This is a genomic window from Campylobacter sp. IFREMER_LSEM_CL292 (assembly GCF_025771615.1).
Taxonomy (GTDB): Bacteria; Campylobacterota; Campylobacteria; order Campylobacterales; family Campylobacteraceae; genus Campylobacter_D; species Campylobacter_D lari_D.
Genome location: NZ_JAKMQP010000009.1, coordinates 1 through 23,867, shown reverse-complemented (window position 1 = coordinate 23,867; position 23,867 = coordinate 1). Strand labels below are relative to the sequence as shown.

The window sequence follows — 23,867 nt, the reverse complement described above, 5'->3', positions numbered from 1 at the left end:
AATTATGGAGTTTTTAGAACTTTTGCTAGTCTTTATTGCCATAGTTCTCATGATAATTAAGCCTGAAAAAGAAAAACTAGCTTTTTCTATACTTGTAATTTCATGGGCTATTATGGTATTTGACTATTTAGGTCGCAAATCAGGCGCAATCTTAGGCCTAATGAATCTATAAGGTGGCAAATATGTGTGATATTAACAAAACTAAATTTTTTTATTTTTTAATGTGCTTGGCAGGTTTTTTAATCATTTTAATGCCTGTTGGAATTGCAAATTTGATTTTTGGTTATATGCTAGGTGATAGCCCTTGTACTTCTTGTTGGGGCCAAAGAGAATCAATGATTTTCATTGGTGTTGCAGCTTTATTTATCGTGCGTTATGGTATGAAAGGTAAATTTTTAGCTTTCCTTTTAATCGCGACTGCATTTGGTTTATGGCAATCATTTAATCATATAAGTGGCCATGCACACCGTGATCTTGATCAAGGTTTTGGTTTGCCTATTTTTGGTTTGCATACTTATTTTTGGGCTGAAGTAGTATTTTGGGCTGTGGTTTTATTGCTTGGTGTTATTTTTGCCTTTGCTCCAAAATTTGGTTCTTTTGAAAAAGAAATGGAAGGAGTTAGTTTTAGAAAATTAACTAAATTTAACCTAGCTGCTATGGTTATTGTTGCTTTTATCGTAGCTTCAAATGTCTTCCAAGCTTTCGTAAGCACTGGTCCTATCCCATATAGCGGACAAGGTGATCCAGTTCGTTTTAGTTTAAATCCAAAATATATTATTTGGGATGATTCAGGCTGGAATAAAAGTTGGAAAAGCATTTCTTTCTTAGGAAAACGCGATGTTAAAGAACCTGATTTTGCTTTTGCTCCTGCTAATGAAAAACTAGGTATTGAATTTGATAATAATATCAGTAATGCTCCATTTGCAAATATCGATGATAATCTAAAAATCGTAAATGAAACAAAAATTGATTTTCCTAAAGCTATCAATACACTTGATTATATCAATGGAGAGTATGTCGCAAGTTCAAAATGGGAAGTATTTTTCCTAGATGATAATTTTAGCACTAAAACAGATTTTCTATTAGACCCATATTTTTCAGCCACAATTAATCCTATCATAGGAATTATTCCTTATTTGGACAACAAATACATCTTAATGGGTTCTAATAAAACTTTCTTAAGATTTGCTCAAAATCCTAATGCAGATGAAGCTTTACAATATGCTGATTTTATTAGAGGGGCAAATAATTTTGAGGGACAAGGTGAAAACCTTGGTCGTGGTAGAATTGACACAGTTAGAGCTAAATTCCATCATGTTTTAAGCACAACTACTGATGGAAAATACATGTATCTTGCTACCGTTCCAAACAATAAAGACGCTAAAACTTTTGTAATTTCTAAAATTTCTTTAGCAGATAGAGTTCTTTCAGCTGAATTTACTCCTAAAGCTGAGTTAAAAGAAGGAAAAACTTTAGGCGATCTTTATGTAACTTCAATGGCATTTAAAGATGATAAAATTTATGCATTAAGTAAAAAACATAATGTTATTGCTGTAATTGATCTAGACAAAGAAGAAGTTATAAAAACTATTTCTTATCCAGAAAATATAACTAATGCAAGAAGCTTATTCTTTAAAGATGGCAAAATGCACATCTTATCTTATCAAGATGGATCAAACATCCTTTATACACTTGATTAATCTTAAGGCGTTTTTACGCCTTAAGGATTTTAAAGCTAGATAAATAAAATTTAAGATAAAATAACGCTTTTTATCAAGGAGTGCTTATTGATTCATATATTTGAACAAAAACAATGCCAAACTATGGCAGAAGAAATTCGCAAAAATACTTTCATCAATGAAGAATTATTTGAAGCTTTTTGTTCTACTCCAAGAGAAATTTTCTCACCTTTAAAAATGCATGCTTATAGACTTGATGCACTTCCTTTAATGGGTAATCAATGGATAAGCTCGCCTTTAACTGTGGCCAAAATGACTATGGCACTTGATTTTAAAGAAGCTGATAGTGTTTTAGAAATAGGTTGTGGTAGCGGATATCAAGCTGCGATTTTAAGTAAGCTTATTAGAAGAGTTTTTACCATAGAGCGCATTGAAAAACTTGCAATTAGCGCTATAGAAAAATTTAAAAAACTAAACTATGCTAATATTCATGTAAAATTTGATGATGGGCAAAATGGTTGGAAAAATTATGCACCTTATGATAGAATTTTACTCTCAGCTTATATAGAGCATATTCCAAATGTATTATTTGATCAACTTGAAAACAATGGAATTTTAGTAGCTCCTTTACTCATAGGAAATCAACAATTCATCACTAAATTTACCAAAAAAGATGGTGAAATTAGCAAAGAAGTTTTAGATGAATGCCTTTTTGTGCCTATTAAAGATGGTAAAGAATAATCTTGCTAATTTTTAAGATAAATATTTAATTTTAATATAATTATTTTTAAACATAAGCTTTTTATAGGGGATGTTTTTTTATAATTATGCTAAAAAAGGAATATTATGAGTTTTAAAAAAATACTTTTTGGTTTATTTACCACTAGCATGCTTTTTGCCTATGAGCAAATGCCTCAAAATGCCTCACATGGAAATTTCATAGACAAAGACAAATGGAAAAATTTAGATAAAAACTGGATTTACTGTGAAAGTGGTTTAAATCAAGATTTCATCAATATAAACAGTAAAAAGGCTACAAACAAAAATCATTCTTTAGAATTTAACTACTCAAATGATTCTTTTGGCTTAATAAATGATGGTTATACCATAAAAATGCATTTTGAAAGCAATGGAAGCCATATCGTGCTAGATAATACAGCTTATAATTTATCTCATTTTCACTTCCATAGTCCATCAAAAATTTCTATTGATAAAAAGTCTTATCCTTTAGAAATTCATTTTAGTCATGTAAGTCAAAAAGGAGATATAGCAGTAGTTGCGCTGTTTTTACAAGAAGGTATGGAAAATCCTTTTATTAAAAAAATCATCCGTGCTTTTCCTAAAAAAGAAGGCGATAAACTTTATGTTCAAGGCTTAAGTGCTAATGAATTATTGCCAAACAATCTTCAATCTTTTTATATCTTTAAAAATAAACTCAACAAGCCTTGTAATCAAAAAATCACTTGGATAGTTTTAAAAGACATAAGCTATGCCTCTAAAGAGCAAATCCAAACTATACAAAATTTAATGGGAAAAAATGAGAATTTAAAAATACAAGAAATTAATAATTTAGAACAAAATGATTAAGTAAGCTAAACTTAATCATGTATAAAAGCTTGAATTTTTTCTAAATTAGCTCTAAAAAGTTTAAAATTTAACTCGCTTGAAATTTTTAAATCAGCAAAAAAAGGATTTTTCAAACTAGCTATGAGCAAATAATCATCTTTTTTCAAAACTCTTTGTGTAGAAAATTCTTTATCCTTTACTTTTTCAAAAATACTTTCATTTGACTTAATATCTTCTTTTAATTTCTTACTATAAAGCAAAATTCCACAAAAGAAATTCCCAAATTCATCTTTAAATTTCACATCATAAAGAATAAAATCATCAAAAATAAAAGAATTTTGAGAATGATAAGTTTTTAAAGAAAAATCAAAAGTAATTTTTTCAAAATCTTTTTGATCAAAGCCTTGTTTGTCAAATTTAGCATTGTTTTGCTTTAAAAATTCTTCACACATTTTAAATACAAGCTCATTGCGTCCCCACATAAGCTTTCTTCCTAAAATTCTAAAAAACAAAACTCCTGCTAAAACAGCAAAAAACAAAGCTATAATCACATCCTTGCTAAATTGAAAAGCAAGAAAAAATATAACCAAAGCTTCAGCAAATGCTAAAATTTGTAAAGCTTTGAGTCTTTTATTTAAAGCTTGTCTTATGGCTTCAAAATCCATTAAGACTTAGCCTTTTCCATTCTTTTTCTTTGAGTAGGATCAAGATATCTTTTTCTAACTCTAATATTTTGTGGAGTAACCTCTACAAGTTCATCTTCTTCTATCCACTCTAATGCTCTTTCAAGGCTTAATTTTCTAGGTGGTACAAGCTTAATCGCATCATCGCTTCCACTTGCTCTAACATTAGTTAAATTTTTACCTTTAATAGGATTAACATCTAAATCATTTGGGCGTGAATGCTCACCTATAATCATACCTGTATATACTTTTGTTTGAGGATCGATAAACAACACCCCTCTATCTTGTAAGTTAAATAAAGAATACCCTAGTGCAACACCATTTTCCATAGAAATTAACGCGCCATTATTTCTTTTTTCAACTGCTCCACTAAATGGACGAAACTCTAAAAAGCTATGGTTCATAACACCCTCGCCTTTAGTATCTGTTAAAAATTGTGATCTAAATCCTATAAGCCCACGCGCAGGAATTTCAAACTCAAGTCTTGTTTGACCATCTCCAGTTGGTGTCATAGTTTTCATTTCAGCTTTTCTTTTACCTAGTTTTTCAATCACTACTCCGGTAAAATCATCAGGCACATCAATCACTAAATGCTCAAACGGCTCTGTTTTAACACCATCTTCTACCTTAACGATAACTTCAGGTCTTCCCATACAAAACTCAAAACCTTCTCTACGCATATTTTCAGCTAAAATAGTTATTTGAAGTTCACCTCTTCCACTTACTTTAAATTTACCCTCACCTGTGCTTTCATATTTCATAGCAATATTAGTTTTCATCTCAGCTTCTAAGCGTTCTGCGATTTTATTTGAAGTTACATGCTTGCCTTCAGTACCCGCTAAAGGACCATCATTTACTGAAAATACTATACTTAAAGTTGGTTCTTCTATATGTAAAGGATCAAGTGGCATAGGGTTGTTTGGATCTACAACGCTATCTCCTACATCTAAAGCTTCAAAACCTGCAATCGCTACAATATCGCCTGTCCCTGCTTCTTCAATATCCATTTTTTCTAGACCCATAAAACCAATAAGTTTTGAAATTCTTCCATTGATTTTAGAACCATCCGCCTTAGCAAGCATTACATTTTGATTTTTCTTTACTTTACCATTAAAAATTCTTGCAATTCCTATTTTACCAACGAAATTATCATAACCTAGAGTAAAAACTTGAAGCTGTAAAGGGTTTTCATCGCTACCACTTGGAGCAGGTACGCGCTCAAGTATAGTCTTAAACAATGGTTCCATGTTAGTGCTTTCATCTTCAAGTGCAAGTTTTGCATAACCATTTTTAGCAGCTGCATATACTACTGCAAAATCAAGTTGTTCATCATTTGCCTCTAAAGCCACAAAAAGATCAAAAATTTCATTGATTACTCTTTCAGGATCAGCAGCTGGCTTGTCGATTTTATTAATAACAACAATAGGTTTAAGCCCTAAAGATAAAGCCTTTTTTACCACAAATTTAGTTTGAGGCATAACCCCTTCTTGTGCATCAACTAAAAGCAAAACCCCATCAACCATTTTTAACACACGCTCAACTTCACCACCAAAATCAGCATGGCCTGGAGTGTCTATGATATTTATTTTTGTGCCTTTATAATTAATAGCAGTATTTTTAGAAAGTATAGTGATACCTCTTTCTTTTTCTATATCATTACTATCCATTACACGCTCTGCTATTTGTTCACGCTCATTAAAAGTTCCTGATTGTTTTAAAAGCTCATCTACCATTGTTGTTTTACCATGATCAACATGAGCTATAACAGCTATATTTCTAATATTATCCAAGTTTTTCTCCAAAGTCTTAAATTTAAAATCTAATATTATATAAAAAAAATGCTTAAAAATTAAGATTTAAAAATTGGAACACTTGTTGCTTTTGTCTTGAGTAAGAATTATTTTTAAGGAGAAAAATATGTCAAACCTAAATACTCAAATCTTTAACGCTAACTTAGAAAAACAAGGAACTTCAGTTTTAAATAGTAAGCATTTTATGGAACTTTTAAATTATTTAGAAGTTATAAATTCAAATGAAGAAAAAGAATTAAATTATGCAAAACTTTCAAGTAAAGTAAGTGAAATTTTAGATGATGCGCAAAATGAAAATGCGGTTTTAAATGCTAAAAACATAGAAGAATTATTAGTGATATTTAAAAATTTTAATCTTACTCATGAAAATTTAAAACTTGATTGTGCAGCACAATTACAAAATTTATTTCCAAATTTAGCAAAAAATAATTTTTTAGTAGGTTAATTAATGTCTAATATCCAAGCTAGTGATGCTTTAAACTTACTAAGCATCACTCCACAAAATGAAAACCCAAGTAAAGAAAACGCTAGCTCACAAAGTGATGGCGAGGAATTTTTAAATTCCTTATTGCAAGCAATAAATGAAAAAGATGGAAGTTTACCAAAAGATTTCAAGACTCCACAAAAAGATGATAAAGTTAATGATAAAATTTTAAAAGATGATGTCAAAGATAAAATACCGCTGGATGAAAAAGATGCTTTGAAGCTTTTTGAGGGTGCAAATTTTATGCAAATTCTTTCTTTATTGGAGGTTTTACAAAGCGATAGCAAGGATATAAAACTAAACAAACTTGTCCAGGATAATACTGCTATTTTAGCTCTTGAAAAAAATCTACACAAGCTAAAAAATATAAAAAATATTAATGAGCTTTTTAATGTGGCAAAAGAGCTTGGATTAAACATCAAAAATATAAAATTTGAACAAATTAAAGATTTAAAAGAAGCCTTTCCAAATCTTGATAAAAAAGGTTTTTTTGAAATACCAAAACAAAATAATAATACTAATGTTTTTCAAGATTTAATCAATCAAAAAATTACCAAGCTTTTAAAAGAAGAACCAAATACAAGCAAAAATATAAAAAGCAAAGAAAACGAAGGTGTGTCTTTGCTTTCTTCTGCTTTAAAAAATATAGAACTTCCAAAAAAAGATATAAAAACACAAGCAAAAGAAAACATTCAAAACATAGATTTTAAAGAAAAATTAGTAGAAAAAATTCAAATTCAAGATGAAAAAGAAATAAAAAACGCAAAAAATATCCAAAATACAACAACAAAATTCAATGAAAAACTAAGTGATATTGAGTTAATTAATCTTACTCAAAACACAAACCTAAAAAAAGATATTAAAGAAAAAGAAAAGCTAGATTTTAAAGAAATATTAAAGAATGAAAAACTAACTATTAGCGAAGATAGCTTTAGTAAAAAAATAAGTTCTGTTTTAGAAAATTCAAAAGATTTAAAAACTGAATTAACAAATATAAAAAATACTCAAAATATACAAAATCAAAATCAAGATTTAAAAATTAACTTAGAAAATCAATTGGCCCCTCAAGATAAACATTTAAAAATAGATAAAAATAATCAAAATATAGATAATTTTAGTGATATTTTTAAACACACAAAAGAGTTTTCAAAAGATGAAAATGATCATAGTGAAGAGAATTTAAATTCTTATGTAAGGGAAATGAATAGGGTTTCTAATAATTTTATAAAAAATCAAAATATTCCTATGAAAGAAACTTTCAATGATTTTGCCCAAGAATTTAAAGAAAAACTAGAAAGCTACAAAGCACCTATAACTCGCTTTAGTATAACTCTTAATCCACATAATCTTGGAGAAGTAGAAGTAACTTTAGTCCAAAGGGGTTCAAATTTAAATATTAGCTTTAACTCTAATCAAAATACCCTAAATCTTTTTATACAACATCAAGCTGAGTTTAAAAATGCTCTTGTAAATATGGGATTTACAAATTTAGAAATGAATTTTAGCAATCAAGAAAGAAAAGAACAAAGCAATCCGCAAAGACAAAAAAACAACAATAGCAAAGAAGATAAGGTGAATTTTGAAAAAGAAATTCAAGAAAAACCGAGGTTAGAAATGGTTTTAGCAAAATATTTTTAAATGGAATATTTTTTGCTTTGAGCTTTAAAAATATATAAAAAAGGATTTTTATGTCAAATATAAACACACAAACCCTTCAAGGTCCTTTAGCAACGCTTAATACTAAAGATATGCCAAATACTAAAGGAAGCACTAGAGCCGGTGAAGGTGATAGCGGGTTGATCTACAACCCTGGGGCAGAACTTGACAAGGATGCGTTTTTAAAGCTTCTTTTAATAGAACTCCAACATCAAGATCCAACAGATCCTATGGATACTGAAAAAATGCTTACCCAAACGGCACAACTTTCAGCACTTGAAATGCAAGATAATACTAATAAAACCATGACTCAACTTGTAACTGCGATGACAAAACTACAAAATTCTATTGCAGCAAGCACAGGTATGAGCGCACTAGCTGCAGTTGGAAAGCTTGCAACAGTTAAAGATAATTACCTTGTAGTGGCAGATGATGATATACAATTTCAAATTAATATGTATTTACCACAAGAACCACAAAAAGGTAAAAAGACTGATATTGATATTGAAGGTTTTGAACTTAAGAAAAATGGCGAAGATAAACTAGATATAACAGGTAAAGTTGATAAAGAAATAGCTGAACCTGGAGAAACTATACATATAAAATTAAAAGATGACAAAGGTCAAGAAGAAACTGTTCAAGCAGTAGTTGGAGAAGATCAAACATTTAAAATAGTAGGACATACCCCAAGTGTTGATATCAAAACAGCAAAGATTGATTCAGCTTATAAATCAGACAGCACACCTGTAACATTTACTATTTATAATGAAGCAGGAGATCCTGTAAGAACAATGAGTGTTAAAGATATGAGTGCTGGTATGAAACAAATCGTTTGGGATAGAACAGATGATAGTGGAAGTCCTGTACCATCTGGAAAATACTATGTAAGAGCAAGCTATATAGGTGAAGATGGCACAACCGTTAATTCAACTTATGGTGCTTATCCTATCACTGGAGTTAAATTTGAAGAAGGTGAAGCTCTAGTTGGTATGGGCGGTAGCTGGGTTAAATGGGAAGATATTAAAGAGATTACAGGATAAAATCATGTTTACAGCATTTTACAATGGAGTAAATGGAGTAAAATCCCAAAGTTATGGTATAGACAATACCGCTCATAATATAAGCAATGTCAATACAGTCGGTTTTAAATACTCTGATGTGGCATTTAAAGATGTATTTTATAGCACCATAACAACACAATCATATAACAAAGGTCAAACTGGTTATGGTAGTGTAGCAGGAGCTACTAATGATATTTTTGAACAAGGTCCGTTAGTTTCTACTGATAATGAATTTGATGTAGCAATTACTGGAAAAGGCTTTTTTGGTGTAAGTAATGCCAATGGGGTTTATTATACTAGAAATGGTGCTTTTAAACCTGATGCAAATGGATTTTTAGTAGATTCAAATGGAAATTATGTACTTGGAACTATGAATCCATCATTACAAGAAATTCAACTAAGCGATAGAGTTTCTAATATGTTTGGTCAGATTATGGGACAAAAAGTCACTACAGCTTGGAGTGGAACACCTGGACAGAATTTACAAATGGGCGGAGTTAATACTCAAGGACCTATTTCTGTACCTAAAAATCTTTACTTACCACCTCAACCAACGCAGAATATAACTTGGAGTGGAAATTTAGACACAAGCACCAAAACAGAAGCAGTAAATGTAGATGTAGATGCTTCTAAATTTGAATTTAGTAAAAATGAAGATGGTAGTGTAAAAATTTCAGGTAGTGTAAAAGATGAACAAATTTATGGTATAAAACCTGGCGATACTATATATTTTAAAATCACTGATGAAAAGGGTGCTAGTCAAACATTACAAGCTACTTTAGATGAAAATTTAGCTTTTAGTATCGACAATCAAAAACTAGATAAAGTCGATTTAGAAACAGCCAAATTAGAATCATCTCACTTAAGCGTTGAAAAAGAAGTAGCTGATAGCACAGAACTTTCTGCAAAATTAATAAATCCTGATGGATCTATTAGTTGGGTAAAAGTTAAATTAGATAGAGTTTTACCGCAAAATGGTACAGATTTAGAATACAAAGCTGTTGCACAAGTGTATGATAATGATGGCAATAAAATAGGTGGAACAACTGAAGGTTTAATCACTTTTAACGAATCTGGAGCTTTAGTATCTAACACCTTAAATTCGGTAGATAATAATGGCACAAGGGTTAATATAAATCTTGGTTCTTATTATGATCCAAATATACCAAATTCAGGCTATGATGGGCTTCATGCTTTACAAAACAAACAACCTTCAGTGCATACACAAACAGATGGTAAGGGCGAGGGGTTTTTAAATAATTATTCTATTAACACAGATGGTACTATCATCGCCACTTTTACCAATGGAGATCAAATAGCTATGGCAAAACTTGCTTTGTTTAATTTTACAAACGAACAAGGCTTGGAAAAGCTAGGGGAAAATCTTTATGGGCAAACAGGAAATAGCGGTAATCCAACTTTTTTACTTGATGCTAATGGAAATTTCAGCACAGCAACTTTTAAAGGTTCTTATTTAGAGCAATCTAATGTAGATTTATCGGTAGCTTTTACTAACTTAATCACTCTACAAAAAGCTTATGATTCAAGTAGTAAAAGTATCACAACAGCCGATCAAATGATACAAAAAGCAATCAACATGAAACGCTAATTTTAGCTTTTCATGTTTTATTTATATTTTTTTGCTCTAAGATATATTTTACCTCTTGCTCAAAAAATTCATACACCCTAAGCTGAACCAAAGATTCTTCTTCATTTTTATCTATTAAACGCTCAAGTTTATCAAATTTTATCTTTTGTATATATCTTGGATTTTTTTTCAAAAGCAAAGCAATATTTTTAAGTAAAGTATCCAAACTAAGCTCATTTTTTAAAACTCTATCTACATATTCTTTAGAAGTTTGCACCAAAATTGCTTGCCTACTTTTATCTTTTGGATAAATTTCACTAGCAATATCAGCTAAAACTTGCCAAATTTCTGCTTTTATATTTTTATTTGCCACAATAATAGCCGCAAAAGATTTTGCTCTAAATTCTAAAGACAGATGACTGGGAACAAAAAATTCTCTAAATTTAGATAAAAAATTTGCAAATATACTCAACATGCTTCACCTCAATGTTTTTTAAGATATTTTAAGATATTATTTCAACTGCCTTCTCTTAGACCTGTGCAATGCTATTTTTAAGCACCGCTTCAGGGTGGGAACACAGCAGAGCACTTAGACTTAGTGTGTGCCGCAGTCATCTGGGAGAGGGTTTTAAAGTTTAAAATACCCTTTAATATCCTCACAAATTCTAAAGAAATTTACCCCATTAATAGTCGGATTTGTTTTAAAATACTCATACATTCCCACAAAACCGCTTTCAAGTTCTTTAGACTTTACTCCATAGCTAATCGATAAAGCCGCTTCTATAAAAGCTGCTAGCTTATCACAATACTTCAAAGCCTTTCCATCAATAGCCTTAAAACGATCCTCATTAACCGCATCCAAACTACCGCTATAAACACTTGGCTTGTTATTAAAAATACGATTTTCAAATTCATTTTTTACAAAGGCACTTTCTTCATTTTGTCCTTCTCTAATACCAAGTATATAACTAAATTCTTCCCTGAAAGATAGTGGTATAAAAGGTAAAATTTTCTCATTAATAAGTTTCATTTCATACTCATTGATAATTTCATTTAAACCATCTATGCCATATTTTACCGGAGAGATGATATCTCTAGTTAAACTTTCAGGCAAATCATGAAACAAAGCACAATAAAAATTGCTTTCTATCCTACTATCGCATGCTTTTACTTCTAAAGAATAAAAATAAGACAAAATAGCTACCACAAGCATATGTCCTAAAACCGCAGTTTCTGGAATCCTTGGAGTTTGTGCCCATCTTTTTTGAAAACGCAAGCGTCCGCTTAGATCGATTATTTTAGAAATTTTTCGATTAAGGGCTATTTTTCTTGCGCCAATTAACTCATAATAATCTTCTAATTCTTCTTCAACCTTAGCCTTAATCTCATCAATATCACTTAAAAATGAACTAGTTTGATAAACTATATTAAACTCCCACCTTGTCGCAAAATACGAAGCAGCTTTTAAAACAAGCCTTTCTTTTGCACAATCTTTACCTTGCAAAAAAAGCTCATAGCGTTTTAAAAACTCACCATTTTCTATATCTTGAATCATTGGTGCGATTTTACTTAACACCCAAGCACTTACTTGCTCATTTTTTGCACGCGTTATCTCATGATACACATCAGGGCGTATATCAGTCACTACCACCCTACTTAAAAACTCAAAAATTCCTGCTTCTATGATAAAACGCATATTGACATCTTTTTCCATTTTAGCAATGAAATAAGCAATGATAAATTTATGTGCTTGTTTATCAAGCTCGACTAAATTTGTCATTCTAGGATAATCATTCCACCTTGATATAGAAGCAGCTTTAAAAATATGCTCTATCAATTCTACACTAATCATTTATTTCCTTTTTTTGCTGTGATTTTACTTTATTTTATAATCTTTAGCAAATTTTAGATATGTTTGAAAACGAATTAGAGTGATTAAAAGCTTTCTATATCACTTAACTTAAGATAAACCTCATCATTTTTACTAAGCTCTTTATGATGATAAATGCTAAAAATATGTCCTTCCAAACTCACGCCTAGCTCATAAAAATCCCCATAAAACACGCATTCTAAAACGCTAGCCTTTAAAGGAGTTTGTGAAGTTGAAATTTGTATATCATTAGGGCGCAAAATGCCATTTTTACTTTGCAAATATGCTTTGAATTTCTCATCCAAAATTGTATTTGGATCTATAAAAAATGCCTCGCCCAAAAAGCAAGCACTATCTATATTTTTAGGCTTATAAAAAAGCTCTTTAGCACTTCCATAGTCTAAAATTTTCCCATCCTTAATCAAAGCGATATTATCTGATAAATAAAAAGCATCGTCTTTATCATGTGTGACAAAAATAGCACTAAGCTTATGTTCTTTTAAAATATTTTTGATTTCTTTGCGCATTTTAACGCTTAAAGTGTGATTTAAATTTGAAAAAGGCTCATCAAAAAGTATGATTTTTGGTCTTGCGACTATGGTTCTTGCTAGTGCTACTCTTTGAGCTTGCCCACCACTTAGCTCATTTGGATAGCGCTTTAAAAGTGTATTTAAATTTAAAATTTCCAAAACCTCATCAAGCCTTTGTTTTTGCTCGTTTTTGCCTAAAGAGCTTATACCAAAGCATATATTTTCTTCTACATTTAAGTGCGGAAACAAAGCATAATCTTGAAACAAAACCCCCACATCACGCTCTTGTGGGGCTAAATACATACTCTTAGAAGCAACTAGTTTATCCCCTATATAAATACTACCATCATTGATTTCAAAAAAACCAGCTATACAACCAAGCAAAGAACTCTTACCACAGCCACTTTCTCCCAAAATACTGACAATCTCGCCTTCTTTTAAGCTCAAAGAAATTCCCTTTAAGACCTCTGTTTTTCCAAAAGATTTGTAAAGATTGTCAATTTTTAAGATTTCCATTATTGTCCTTTTTGGTTGTTTTTATTTTGCAAATAATGCATTAAAAATGTAGGGATAATCCCAAATAACACTATAATCAAAGATGGCAAAGAAACATTGTAAATTAACTCATTTTCACTATAAGCAAATACAAGCGATGAAAGCGTTTGAAAACCTGAAGGTGAAAGTATAGTTGAAATAGGTAATTCTTTTAAAATATCCACACAAATAATCACCACAGCTAAAGCTAAATAATGTTTCATCAAAGGAAAATGAATTTGAGTGAAAATTTTAAGTGGTTTTGATTTTAAGGTTAAATTTGCATAGTCTATATTTTTAGAAATTCGCTCATAGCCTGATTGAGTTGCAAAAATCCCTGAAGCTAAAAACCTCACAAAGTATCCAAAAAACAGCACTAAAAATCCACCACCTATGGCATACTCAAAAGACAAAAGATCAAAAATATAATTTAACACACCCAAAATCACTAAAATTCCCACAGCTACCACAGCTCCAGGTAAAGAATACCCCAAAGTCGTAAGCCAAAGAATGATTTTAGAAGCTTTTGTATCATTTAAACGCACCACAAAACATAAATAAAATGCCACTCCCACAATAGCAAAAGAACTCACCAAAGCCACACTAAGACTATAAAATGCAGGTGTTAAGACATTGCTTAAATTTTGCATAAAATCAAACCCAGCCCAATAAACAAGCCACATAATAGGCACGACAAAGGCTAAAAATGCCACTAAAAAGCACCATAAAAAGGCTAAAAATGCCCTAAAGCCTTTTAACTCATCTTTTGGGGTAGGTAAAAACACATTTTGATTAAAGCCTTTTTTACCTCTTTGAATTTTTTCTAAAAGCATTAAAAATGCGATAAATACAAGTAAAGCCACGCTTAAAGCCACAGCACTGACTTCATCGCCACCACTTCCCCATGTTCTAAAAATTCCTGCACTAAAAGTATCTACGCCAAAATACGCCACCAAACCATAATCACTCAAAACCTCCATAGCCACCAACAGCAAAGCACCCACTATACCCACACGGCAAAATGGCAAAATCACTTTAAAAAATGTTTTTAAATTAGAAGCCTTAAGTGTTTTGGCACTTAAAATGATATTTCCAAGTCCATAAGCAAAGGTATTTTTAGCAAAAAAATACACATAAGGATAAAGAGCAAAAGATAAAATCACAATCACGCCATATGCATTCATGATATCTATACGCCTATCAACACCTAAAAGCGTGGGAATTAAGCCTTGAAATTCAAACAAATCAATCCAAACAAAACCCATTACATAAGAAGGTATAGCCAAAGGTAAAATCAAAAACCATTCAAAAAATTTCGAGCCAAAAAATTTATAAAAAGCTATCAAATAAGCACTAATTAATCCTATAATCAAACACAACACTAAAGTCCCAAACAATATAAAAGCACTACCAAAAATATACCTTGGTAAGACATTTTTACTCAAATGTTTTAAGGTATTAATATCTATAAAAGGAAGGTGTAAGATAATAGCAAGTATAGGCAGTATGATTAAACTACAGAAAAAAAAGGTGGCAAAAGACCACCTTAAACTTAAAAATTTCAAATTTTATTTTTCCTTAAAATTATTTCCATTGAACTTCATCAAAAATCATTAAAGATTCTTTAGCATTACCCCAATAAGCTTCGAAATTTGGCTTTTCTACTTTAAACTCGCCCCAAGATTGTAAAATTTTAGCAGGTTTTACTTCTTTATTTACTGGATACTCATAATTTTGGTTTGTTAAAATTTCTTGTGCTTCTTTTGAAAGCATAAACTCAATAAATTTAACCGCAGCTTCTTTATTTTTAGAAGTTTTTAAAACACCTATACCACTTACATTGATATGTGTTCCTCTATCATCTTGGTTTGGAAAAATCACTTTTACTGAATTTGCGGCTTCAACATCTTTAGGATTTTTTGAATTTGCTAAATGTCCTAGATAATAACTATTTGATATAGCCACATCGCCTTCTTTTGCATAGATTGCACGAATTTGATCACGATCCCCACCTTTTGGAGTACGTGCAAGATTATTTGCTATGCCTTGTGCCCATTCTTTTGCTTTTTCTTTGCCCAAAGTATCTATCATAGCACTTAACAAAGAAATATTATAAACATTATTTGAACTTCTTACTAAAACCTTACCTTTAAATTTAGGATCAGTTAAATCTTCATAAGTTTTAATCTCTCCATCTTTAATTCTATCTTTAGAAGCGATGATGATTCTTGCTCTTGTTGTAAAAGCATACCATTCGTTGTTTTTACCTCTTAGCTCTTTTGGAGAAAGTTTTTCTAGCTCAGGCGAGCTAACTGAAACAAAAAGATTATTTGTGCGAACTTGTTCTAAATTTCCCGCATCAGCAGTCATAAATAAATCTGCTTTTGAATTTTTACCTTCAACTTCTAATCTTTTAGCAAGCTCATTAGCCTTAGCTTGCACCACATTTACACTAATACCTGTTTTTTCTTGAAATAATTTGAAAATTCCTTTATCAGAATCATAATGACGATGAGAATAAATCGTAAGCTCTTGAGCACTTAAGCTCATAGCAGCTAGTAAAGATAGTAAAACTACTTTTGCTTTCATTTTATAAATTTCCTTAATTTTAAATTTTGAAATTGATAAGGATTATTATATTAATAATTCACTTTATATTTACTTAAATTGATATACATAATCAATTTAAAATAAAATAATACAAAATTAACATAAATCAAGATATTTTTTCTCTTATTTTTATATAATCATCAAGAATACAATATACAAAGGAGATAAAATGACACAAGAGCAAATTCAAATCATCAAAGATTGTGTACCAATTTTACAAAAAAATGGTGAAGTTTTGACAAAAGAATTTTATAAAATCATGTTTGAAGAATATCCTGAAGTAAAACCTATGTTTAATATGGAAAAACAAGCTTCAGGCGAGCAACCAAAAGCTTTAGCAATGGCTATTTTAATGGCAGCAAAAAATGTAGAAAATTTAGAAAATATGAGAAGCTTTGTTGATAAAGTAGCTATCACTCATACAAAATTAAATGTCAAAGAGGAGCATTACCCTATAGTAGGTGCTTGTCTTTTAAAGGCTATTAAAGTAGTGTTAAATGCAGATGAAACTACACTAAAAGCTTGGGAAGAAGCTTACAAAGCTATCGCACAATTTTACATAAACATTGAAAAAGAAATTTATGCAAAAGCTAAGTGACAATAGGCTTTGATTTTTCAAAGCCTATTTTAAAAACGCTATCCCCGCTTTTGCTATTTTTACATCCTCATCTAAGTGTGCTCCACCCACACCTATACCACCAACAACAACTCCATCTATAAAAATCGGTACCCCACCAGGCATAATAGAAAACTTATCATCTAAATAACGAATATCTTCAGGTATTTTACCCTCTTTTACACCTTTAAAAATAACTGCTGTTTCTCTTTTTTGCGAAGTGGCTGTGTAGGCTTTTTTATAACTAGCATTAATCGTATGCACACCTGCTTTATCATCTCTTAAAACTGCTAAAATTTGACCAGATTTATCTACTATGGTAATACTTACATGAAAGCCATTTTTTCTTGCTTCTTTCTTTGCAAGATCCAAAATCCCTTCAACCATTTGCGAAGTTAGAACAGGCTCTTTTACAAGCTCAAAAGATTTTGCCATCAAACTTACTCCTAAAAATAAACATAAAATAAATAATTTTTTCATTTTTATCCTTTAAAATTTTTCTACTGCATTTTTTGCTAGTTCTTTAATATCGCCTTTTAATTCACAAATTTGACCATTTTGTGCGAGTAAAATTCTATCAGCCATGTCAAAATATACTTCATCATGTGTTATAGCAAATATTGTAATGCCTTTTTGCTTTAAAAGTGGCAAAAGCTTAGTGTAAAAAAACTTTCTAAACATAGGATCTTGATCAGCTGCCCACTCATCTAATATTAAAATATCTCTTTTTTCAAGTAAAGCATTAAGCATAGCAAGGCGCTTTTTTTGTCCAGCCGAGAGCTTTATAGTGCTAAAAGTATTTTCCACAAGCTCTACTTTTTCATTTAGTTCTAAAATTTCAAGCCAATATGCCAAGTCCTCTTTGCTAAATTTCTCATCTTCTAAAACATGCTCAAATAAATGAAAATCACTAAAAATCGCACTAATTAAACTTCTATATTCATAAATATTTTCTGAAGTTATTTTTTCATCATCTAAAAAAATATCCCCTTTAAAGTCTATAAAAAGTCCTGCTAAAATCATAGAAAAAGTAGATTTACCACTACCATTTTTCCCTATTAAAAATACGCATTCGCCCTTTTTAAGCTCAAAATTTACAGGTTTTAGTGCAAAATTTTCATTATAAGAAAAAGATACATCTTTAAAACAAAGTTTTTGCCAAGTTTTTTTATTTTGACTAATTTTAAACTCATGAGAATAATTTTCTAAATTTAAATTTGAAATTTTATCTAAAGCGATTTTTGCCATCATAAGCGTAGGAAAACTTCCTATCATAGCTCCAAGTGGCGATCTTAAAAAAAGCACACTTAAAGCAATAGTAGTAGCACTTTGCAAACTAGCAAGTTCATAGCTTAAAGCTATATAAAACTCCACTCCTACTAAAGCTAGCATGGCGCTATTGCTCCAATTATTAGATAAGATATGTAAAATATTTCCTATAGTGGAGCTTTTTTTCTTTTTTAGAGCATTTTTTTCAAACTCGTTTTCATAATAATACTTTGCCCTTAAAGGATTTAAGGTTAATTCTTTATGCCCTTGTAAAATATTTTGATAGTTTTTTTGCAAAGCATCATCATTTTCCCTAGCATTTTTAAAATAAAAATACACCTTGCTCATCAAAAAATTATCCACCAAAAAAACACACACTATCCACACAAAACACAAAAAGAAAATTTCTAAAGAAAGATAAGCTATATAAGCACTTACACAAATAATCAAAACACTTGATTGTATGAATTCAGGAAGTCTTAAAAGTCCAAAAGAAATACTACGCACATCATTATTTAAAGAAGCCAAAATCTTTGCTTTAGTAGTATTTAAAATACTCAAAACACTTGTATCTAAAATTTGCTTTACAACCCTTCTTTGCATTTTAAAAATAAAACTTTGTCCAAACGAGCTTAAAGCAATTTCTACAAAAGAAGAACTCGCAAAAAATACAAGCAACAAAAGCACAAAATACACGATAATATTTGAGTTTTCAAGATTAGCTTTTAATAAAAATTCATTGATAAAAACTAAAGTCAATACACCTAATATACTCGTAAAAATACTAAAAAGCAAAAAAAGAATGATTTTTAATTTGCTTTCTTTAAATAAAAAAACTAAAAATTTCATTTAATCTAAACCTTAACTCTAAAAGCAAATTATATAACAAAAATATGCATAATAAATTATTTATATTGTTTATGTTTATTTGTTTTTATTTAACTATAAATAAATTTTGTTATAATATATTTAAAAATTACATATTGATATTAATAATTATTTAAGGATAGCTGATGTCTAGTTTTTCTAACCATATTCTTTTATCTGGTATTGTTATTTCTATCTTATTTGATCAAAGTCTAGCGCTACCTAGTGGTGGTAAATTTACACATGGAACTAGTGGTTCTATTAGCATAAATGATAATCATATGAATATCCACGGAAATGGGCAAAATTCTGTAATACAATGGGGGGGGGGATTTAGCATAGGCAAAAATGAAAGTGTAAATTTTAATGGCTCTAACAAAAACTACCTAAACATTGCTCATGGTACAAGTAAATCCACCATAGAAGGTTTATTAAATGCAAGTGGCAATAATGTCTTTTTAATCAATCCTAATGGAGTAATCATAACTAAAACAGGAACTATCAATGCTAATCGCTTTGTGGCTTCAACCTCATCAATAAGTTCTGATGAAATACAAAAATTTGCAAATGGAAAAACAAACACCATACAATCACCCATTATAAAATTAGATAAAAACAATGGCAATGTAGTTAATATGGGAAATATTAACGCTGAAGAAGTTGTCTTTATAGGAAATAAAATTTTATTAAATTCAAATATTAAAAATTCAAATGATTTATTAACCAAAATCAACTCAAAAAACATCAAACTTATAGGAAACGAAATAGACATTGATACATCAAATATAAACGCAAATTCTTTATCAAAATTAGAAGTAAGTGCTAAAGAAAGAGGTTCTATATATTTAAATGCTAGTGGATATTACTACGATCCTAATTCTTTTGCAGTTTTTGATAAATTTAAACAAGCTGATTTTCAAAATATAAAACATAATAATAACTCCTTTAACATATATGATTTTGTAGGAATATCTTCAGATGTTGATTGGTGGCATTTTGCCAAAGGTTGGAATGAAAATAAAAAAGATTTTAGAAATACAGCTGTTGAATACAGACTAACAAATGATATAGATTTTAAAGGAAAAAACTATGCAAATTACTGTATAGAAGGATATGGTTGCACCAATATGATAGTAGGATATAAAGATCCTATTTACAATGATAATTGGGAAATTATAGAAGATAATAGCTTTTATAATAAAATTTTTGACGGACAAAATTTTGCTTTAAAAAATATATTCATAGATACAAATGTATTATCAGATTCTTTAAGATATGTTGGTATATTTGGAAATGCTAATGGTTCTGAATTTAAAAATATAATAATTGATTATAACGATAATTCTATTCTATCAAACTCAATGTATACTGGAGGTTTTGTAGGATATGCAAGTGGTGGCAGTAAATTTGAAAATATAGAGTTAAAAAATATCTCTAAAATCTCTACACAAAATAAAAACAATCTCTACGCAGGAGGTTTTATAGGATATGTTAATGGTGCTAACTTTAACAAAATTGATATAAAATCAATAGGAGAAATCAGCGGTATTAGCCTTGAAAATAGATCACATATTGGAGGTTTTGTAGGTGGAATTAACAATGGAAAATTTGAAAATATAAACATATCACAAATAAATAAAATTATTAATGATAAAACAACAAAAGCAACATATACGGGTGGTTTTGCCGGAGAAGTATGGGGAGGAAAATTTAGCAATATCGATATAAGACAAATTGATGAAATTAATGGAGGTTTTGTTACAGGTGGTTTTTCAGGTAATATAGGCTATGCTGATCTTGAAAATATAAATTTAGATATAAACAACATAACCTCCACTTTTACTACTTTACGCCATACTTATGCTGGCGGGTTTGTAGGAAGTATTGATTCTGGTGATACTTATTTTAAAAACATCAATGTGCGTGTTAAAAATGTAAAAAGCATTAGTCAAGATAACAAAGATGGCTCATTGGAAGAAGATTTTTTTGATACAGGAAATGCTTATGCTGGCGGGTTTGTAGGTTTTGCTAATGGAGGTGTTTTTGATAATATTAGCATAGAAGCTGAAAAAATAGAAAGCATTAATAATAACTCCATGGAAGGCACTCGTGCTGCAAGCGGTGGCTTTGCAGGAAAAATAGAAGGATATAGAAGTGATAATTTATCTCTTTCAAATATCACAATAAAAAATATTGACACTATTTCAGGCAAGATTGAAAAAGACAAAAGCGGAATGGTGAATGTTGGAGGTTTTGCAGGATGGATTCAAAAAGAAGGTAAAGGAAGTTTTTCTAACATAAGCATATATGATATAAAAAATATACAAGCTTATGGACAAAAAGACTTTGCCAATGCTGCTGGGTTTATCGGATATATTGAAGGGCGTTCAATGTTTCAAAAATTTAATTTAGATTTTAAAAATATATATTTATTTTTTGAAAATGACTCCCAAATACAATCTTTTGCAAGTGATGGTAAAAATTTAAGTGGAAAATTTATTAGTGCCTATAACGATAAAAATGTAAATTTAGCTTTTAAGAATATACATATTTATCATCATGAGAATGATTTTAATGATGTTTTTAGCGACTTAAAATTATGGAAAGATATGAAAATTAATATTCATACCTATAATGATGATAATAAAAATTTAAAATTTGAAGATTTTTTAAGTAAAGATAATACAATAACAAGACCTATTATAGAACTACCAAAAAAACCAGATTTTTCAAATAAAATAGAAATTAATTACCCAAATATAGACAATATCATACAAGAAGAAGCCATCCTTGGTAAAGATGATTTATATGAAGATGTCATCAAAAATGAAATTCTAGCAGATCTTATCAATCAGCATTATAAAATATATATTGATGTTTTATTGGATATGTTAGCAGAAAAAGATTATAATCTAATGACAGAAGATGAAAAAGTAGATTTTGTGGCAAAATACTTCATCAAAGATACAGCAAATAATAAATCACAAGCCTTGAAGATAGTTCAAAGTTTAGATTTTATAATGGCTTATCAAAACAACGGATTAAATAATGCAAATAATGATAAATTTGAAGAAGGTGTAAAAGATTTTTATCAAAACAATATAAAATCAAATATAGACAAAACAATTGAGAAAAAAATAAGTATATTAGAAATTCTAAAAGGAGAGTTAAAAGATATAGTTTTAAATTCACAACAACTTCTAAAAGAATTGGAAAATATAAAATTACAACTTCAAATAGCAGAAAAATCTTATAATGACTATATAAAAAACAATTCTTCACTAGATCCTAATAAGCTAGCTCAATTACTTAAAAATATCAATATGCTAGAAAAACAACAAGAAACAATAGCTTCCAAATTAGGATTAGCAGAAATTAAAAATAAAATAGAATATCAACACAATAAAGGTAGTTTTTTAATAATGGGAGATTATCAATATGACTTATATAAACCTATTTTAGAAAGCATTGATCTAACACCTAGTATTCCGGTTGAACCTGATTTGCCTTGGACTGATCTAACACCTAGTATTCCGGTTGAACCTGATTTGCCTTGGACTGATCTAACACCTAGTATTCCTAGCATTCCTACACTAGAAAACAATCAAGCAAAATCAAGTCTAAACAATAATCAAAACTATCCTGCAATGATTAATGACAATATTGCTAATTTATTTTTATTTAATTCTTTAGGAGATGATTTAGTTAAAGATGAAATAATAATCAAAGAAATTGGAGAACTTGATATAGAAGCTCGTAAAAAAACTTGTATTGTAAGCGATGGGTTTAAAGCTATGAACCCATGTGCTAATTAAAGAAAGTTAAATGCATAAGATTATTGTTTGCACCTTAATTTTAACATGTGCTTTACGAGCTACAAATGACAATATAAAAATAATAGAATTATCCCCTGATAGAAATATACCACAAAACAAAGCTTTAAAAGAAAATTTAAAAACTGAACAAAATTATGAAAAATTTCAAGATGCTAGAGAAATCATAAATACACACCAAGAACATTATGAAAAAGAAATACTTACTCACTATAATTTTCACATCACAAACAAAGGAATTGATTTTGAAAATTTAGGAATTGAAGAAGAGGAATTACATAATCTCATATTAAATTATGAACAGAAAAAATTTAATATCCAAGATTTGCAAGATGTATCAAATATTGTTGCTTATTATTTCCAAGTTAATGGCTATCCTGCTGCAACAGTGTTTATTCCAAAACAAAATTTTGAAGATGGCAATATAGAACTAAACATTGCTTTAGGAGTATTTGGAAAACACATAATAGAAAACAAAACCTCGATCAAAGATCATTTCATAAAAGATAAATTAGATAAAAAACTTAAAGGTAGAATTATCTCCACTAAATTAATAGAAGATAGCGCATATAAAGTCAATGAAATGTATGGAGTGCAAACCCTAGCAGGCTTACAAGCAGGAGAGAATGTAGGAGAAACTGATATAGTTATAGAAGTAGTGCCTGATACTAAGGCTAATGTATTATTATATGCTGATAATTATGGTATTGAAAGTTCTGGCAAATATAGAATAGGCATCAGCATGGGATTTAATTCTATACTTAATATGGGAGATTATTATAATTTTTACTTACAATCAAGCAATGAAAAACAAATCAACTATGGGGCTAGTTATACTTTCTTTTTAGGAAATTTAAAAATTACTCCAAGTGTATCAAAAGGAAATTATTCCTTGGGAGAAGATTATGAAAATGCCGGATTTTATGGTACTTCTAGAAATTTCGGTATAGACTTTTCTTATCCTGTATGGATTAATACTAATTCATCATTTTACTTTACTTCAAGTATTTATCATAAAATACTTAGTGATACAAGTGCTGGATTTTTAACTTTTAATAAGCATTCTAATGTAGGTAGCATAGGTTTAGAAGGTTTATTTAGAAATTTTCATAACACTTTTATTTATAGTACCAAAATTAACCTAGGCAAGATCTATGACGATGGGGTTAATTTTTTAGGTACTAATTATAAAAATAATAGTAATGGCATG

At 29.7% G+C, this 23,867-nt stretch carries 20 protein-coding genes and 1 other RNA gene; 12 read left to right on the top strand and 9 right to left on the bottom strand.

Annotated elements, in window-relative coordinates; genetic code table 11:
- Positions 1-4: 4 nt before the first annotated feature.
- The 4 genes from L8T82_RS06005 to L8T82_RS05990 all read left to right on the top strand — a co-directional run bounded on the left by L8T82_RS06005 (position 5) and on the right by L8T82_RS05990 (position 3,266).
- Positions 5-172, top strand: coding sequence for a dihydroneopterin aldolase (locus L8T82_RS06005; RefSeq protein ID WP_133319023.1), 168 nt, complete (start codon positions 5-7; stop codon positions 170-172).
- Between the two features lie 10 nt (positions 173-182).
- Positions 183-1,700, top strand: coding sequence for a disulfide bond formation protein B (locus L8T82_RS06000; protein ID WP_263681147.1), 1,518 nt, complete (start codon positions 183-185; stop codon positions 1,698-1,700).
- A gap of 90 nt (positions 1,701-1,790) precedes the next feature.
- Entirely contained in the window at positions 1,791-2,420 is a 630-nt protein-coding gene (locus L8T82_RS05995; protein WP_133319188.1) for a protein-L-isoaspartate(D-aspartate) O-methyltransferase, read from the top strand.
- Positions 2,421-2,525: 105 nt separating this feature from the next.
- Positions 2,526-3,266 (top strand): carbonic anhydrase family protein, encoded by a 741-nt coding sequence (locus tag L8T82_RS05990; protein ID WP_263726108.1) that lies wholly within the window; start codon positions 2,526-2,528, stop codon positions 3,264-3,266.
- Between the two features lie 11 nt (positions 3,267-3,277).
- Here L8T82_RS05990 and L8T82_RS05985 read toward each other — a convergent pair whose 3' ends face one another.
- Both L8T82_RS05985 and typA read right to left on the bottom strand, forming a co-directional pair.
- Positions 3,278-3,910 (bottom strand): poly(A) polymerase, encoded by a 633-nt coding sequence (locus L8T82_RS05985; protein WP_263665669.1) that lies wholly within the window; start codon positions 3,908-3,910, stop codon positions 3,278-3,280.
- Positions 3,910-5,718 (bottom strand): translational GTPase TypA, encoded by a 1,809-nt coding sequence (gene typA / locus L8T82_RS05980; protein ID WP_220567072.1) that lies wholly within the window; start codon positions 5,716-5,718, stop codon positions 3,910-3,912. Before typA ends, L8T82_RS05985 begins: the two co-directional genes overlap by 1 nt.
- Before the next feature lie 127 nt (positions 5,719-5,845).
- Here typA and L8T82_RS05975 point away from each other — a divergent pair, with 127 nt between their 5' ends.
- Genes L8T82_RS05975 through L8T82_RS05960 form a run of 4 tightly spaced genes read left to right on the top strand, consistent with a single transcriptional unit; the run spans position 5,846 to position 10,549 of the window.
- The gene (locus tag L8T82_RS05975; protein ID WP_133319030.1) at positions 5,846-6,184 is read left to right on the top strand and encodes a hypothetical protein; all 339 of its coding nucleotides are present in this window, start codon (positions 5,846-5,848) and stop codon (positions 6,182-6,184) included.
- 3 nt (positions 6,185-6,187) lie between these two features.
- Positions 6,188-7,861, top strand: a complete 1,674-nt coding sequence (locus L8T82_RS05970) for a flagellar hook-length control protein FliK (RefSeq protein ID WP_263726107.1) — start codon at positions 6,188-6,190, stop codon at positions 7,859-7,861.
- A 50-nt stretch (positions 7,862-7,911) separates the two neighbouring features.
- A complete protein-coding gene (locus L8T82_RS08060) occupies positions 7,912-8,919 on the top strand; it encodes a flagellar hook capping FlgD N-terminal domain-containing protein (protein WP_263670295.1) in 1,008 nt (335 codons plus the stop codon).
- Positions 8,920-8,923: 4 nt separating this feature from the next.
- A complete protein-coding gene (locus tag L8T82_RS05960) occupies positions 8,924-10,549 on the top strand; it encodes a flagellar hook protein FlgE (RefSeq protein ID WP_263662907.1) in 1,626 nt (541 codons plus the stop codon).
- A gap of 10 nt (positions 10,550-10,559) precedes the next feature.
- On the opposite strand, the gene L8T82_RS05955 is transcribed toward L8T82_RS05960, so the two are convergent.
- Entirely contained in the window at positions 10,560-11,003 is a 444-nt protein-coding gene (locus L8T82_RS05955; RefSeq protein WP_263659559.1) for a hypothetical protein, read from the bottom strand.
- 52 nt (positions 11,004-11,055) lie between these two features.
- Here L8T82_RS05955 and ffs point away from each other — a divergent pair.
- An RNA gene (gene ffs / locus L8T82_RS05950) (signal recognition particle sRNA small type) lies at positions 11,056-11,153 on the top strand.
- A gap of 3 nt (positions 11,154-11,156) precedes the next feature.
- On the opposite strand, the gene L8T82_RS05945 is transcribed toward ffs, so the two are convergent.
- The 4 genes from L8T82_RS05945 to L8T82_RS05930 form a co-directional block, all read right to left on the bottom strand.
- A complete protein-coding gene (locus L8T82_RS05945) occupies positions 11,157-12,380 on the bottom strand; it encodes an HD domain-containing protein (RefSeq protein ID WP_263662905.1) in 1,224 nt (407 codons plus the stop codon).
- A gap of 83 nt (positions 12,381-12,463) precedes the next feature.
- Positions 12,464-13,444 carry an ABC transporter ATP-binding protein gene (locus L8T82_RS05940; RefSeq protein WP_263662904.1) on the bottom strand — a complete coding sequence of 327 codons (981 nt, stop codon included), beginning with the start codon at positions 13,442-13,444 and terminating at the stop codon, positions 12,464-12,466.
- The gene (locus L8T82_RS05935; RefSeq protein WP_263662903.1) at positions 13,444-15,027 is read right to left on the bottom strand and encodes an ABC transporter permease; all 1,584 of its coding nucleotides are present in this window, start codon (positions 15,025-15,027) and stop codon (positions 13,444-13,446) included. Before L8T82_RS05935 ends, L8T82_RS05940 begins: the two co-directional genes overlap by 1 nt.
- Positions 15,028-15,046: 19 nt before the next feature.
- A complete protein-coding gene (locus L8T82_RS05930; RefSeq protein WP_263661604.1) occupies positions 15,047-16,051 on the bottom strand; it encodes an extracellular solute-binding protein in 1,005 nt (334 codons plus the stop codon).
- 190 nt (positions 16,052-16,241) lie between these two features.
- Here L8T82_RS05930 and cgb point away from each other — a divergent pair, with 190 nt between their 5' ends.
- Complete coding sequence (gene cgb / locus L8T82_RS05925) at positions 16,242-16,670, top strand: single-domain globin Cgb (RefSeq protein WP_133319038.1); 429 nt, start codon at positions 16,242-16,244, stop codon at positions 16,668-16,670.
- Positions 16,671-16,694: 24 nt separating this feature from the next.
- On the opposite strand, the gene L8T82_RS05920 is transcribed toward cgb, so the two are convergent.
- Together L8T82_RS05920 and L8T82_RS05915 are read right to left on the bottom strand one after the other, a co-directional pair.
- Positions 16,695-17,168, bottom strand: a complete 474-nt coding sequence (locus L8T82_RS05920) for a GlcG/HbpS family heme-binding protein (protein WP_133319039.1) — start codon at positions 17,166-17,168, stop codon at positions 16,695-16,697.
- 9 nt (positions 17,169-17,177) lie between these two features.
- Entirely contained in the window at positions 17,178-18,806 is a 1,629-nt protein-coding gene (locus tag L8T82_RS05915; RefSeq protein WP_263662901.1) for a multidrug ABC transporter permease/ATP-binding protein, read from the bottom strand.
- A 164-nt stretch (positions 18,807-18,970) separates the two neighbouring features.
- Here L8T82_RS05915 and L8T82_RS05910 point away from each other — a divergent pair, with 164 nt between their 5' ends.
- Entirely contained in the window at positions 18,971-22,639 is a 3,669-nt protein-coding gene (locus L8T82_RS05910) for a filamentous hemagglutinin N-terminal domain-containing protein (RefSeq protein ID WP_263726106.1), read from the top strand.
- Positions 22,640-22,649: 10 nt separating this feature from the next.
- Positions 22,650-23,867 (top strand): ShlB/FhaC/HecB family hemolysin secretion/activation protein (locus L8T82_RS05905; RefSeq protein ID WP_263662897.1); only part of this gene is annotated, 1,218 nt, incomplete at its 3' end.

Excerpts from the sequence above, each read along its gene's own strand:
- L8T82_RS06005 (WP_133319023.1), top strand. The coding sequence starts at position 5 with ATGGAGTTTTTAGAACTTTTGCTAGTCTTTATTGCCATAGTTCTCATG.
- L8T82_RS06000 (WP_263681147.1), top strand. The coding sequence starts at position 183 with ATGTGTGATATTAACAAAACTAAATTTTTTTATTTTTTAATGTGCTTG.
- L8T82_RS05990 (WP_263726108.1), top strand. The coding sequence starts at position 2,526 with ATGAGTTTTAAAAAAATACTTTTTGGTTTATTTACCACTAGCATGCTT.
- L8T82_RS05985 (WP_263665669.1), bottom strand. The coding sequence starts at position 3,910 with ATGGATTTTGAAGCCATAAGACAAGCTTTAAATAAAAGACTCAAAGCT.
- L8T82_RS05975 (WP_133319030.1), top strand. The coding sequence starts at position 5,846 with ATGTCAAACCTAAATACTCAAATCTTTAACGCTAACTTAGAAAAACAA.
- L8T82_RS05970 (WP_263726107.1), top strand. The coding sequence starts at position 6,188 with ATGTCTAATATCCAAGCTAGTGATGCTTTAAACTTACTAAGCATCACT.
- L8T82_RS08060 (WP_263670295.1), top strand. The coding sequence starts at position 7,912 with ATGTCAAATATAAACACACAAACCCTTCAAGGTCCTTTAGCAACGCTT.
- L8T82_RS05960 (WP_263662907.1), top strand. The coding sequence starts at position 8,924 with ATGTTTACAGCATTTTACAATGGAGTAAATGGAGTAAAATCCCAAAGT.
- L8T82_RS05955 (WP_263659559.1), bottom strand. The coding sequence starts at position 11,003 with ATGTTGAGTATATTTGCAAATTTTTTATCTAAATTTAGAGAATTTTTT.
- L8T82_RS05945 (WP_263662905.1), bottom strand. The coding sequence starts at position 12,380 with ATGATTAGTGTAGAATTGATAGAGCATATTTTTAAAGCTGCTTCTATA.
- L8T82_RS05940 (WP_263662904.1), bottom strand. The coding sequence starts at position 13,444 with ATGGAAATCTTAAAAATTGACAATCTTTACAAATCTTTTGGAAAAACA.
- L8T82_RS05930 (WP_263661604.1), bottom strand. The coding sequence starts at position 16,051 with ATGAAAGCAAAAGTAGTTTTACTATCTTTACTAGCTGCTATGAGCTTA.
- cgb (WP_133319038.1), top strand. The coding sequence starts at position 16,242 with ATGACACAAGAGCAAATTCAAATCATCAAAGATTGTGTACCAATTTTA.
- L8T82_RS05920 (WP_133319039.1), bottom strand. The coding sequence starts at position 17,168 with ATGAAAAAATTATTTATTTTATGTTTATTTTTAGGAGTAAGTTTGATG.
- L8T82_RS05915 (WP_263662901.1), bottom strand. The coding sequence starts at position 18,806 with ATGAAATTTTTAGTTTTTTTATTTAAAGAAAGCAAATTAAAAATCATT.
- L8T82_RS05910 (WP_263726106.1), top strand. The coding sequence starts at position 18,971 with ATGTCTAGTTTTTCTAACCATATTCTTTTATCTGGTATTGTTATTTCT.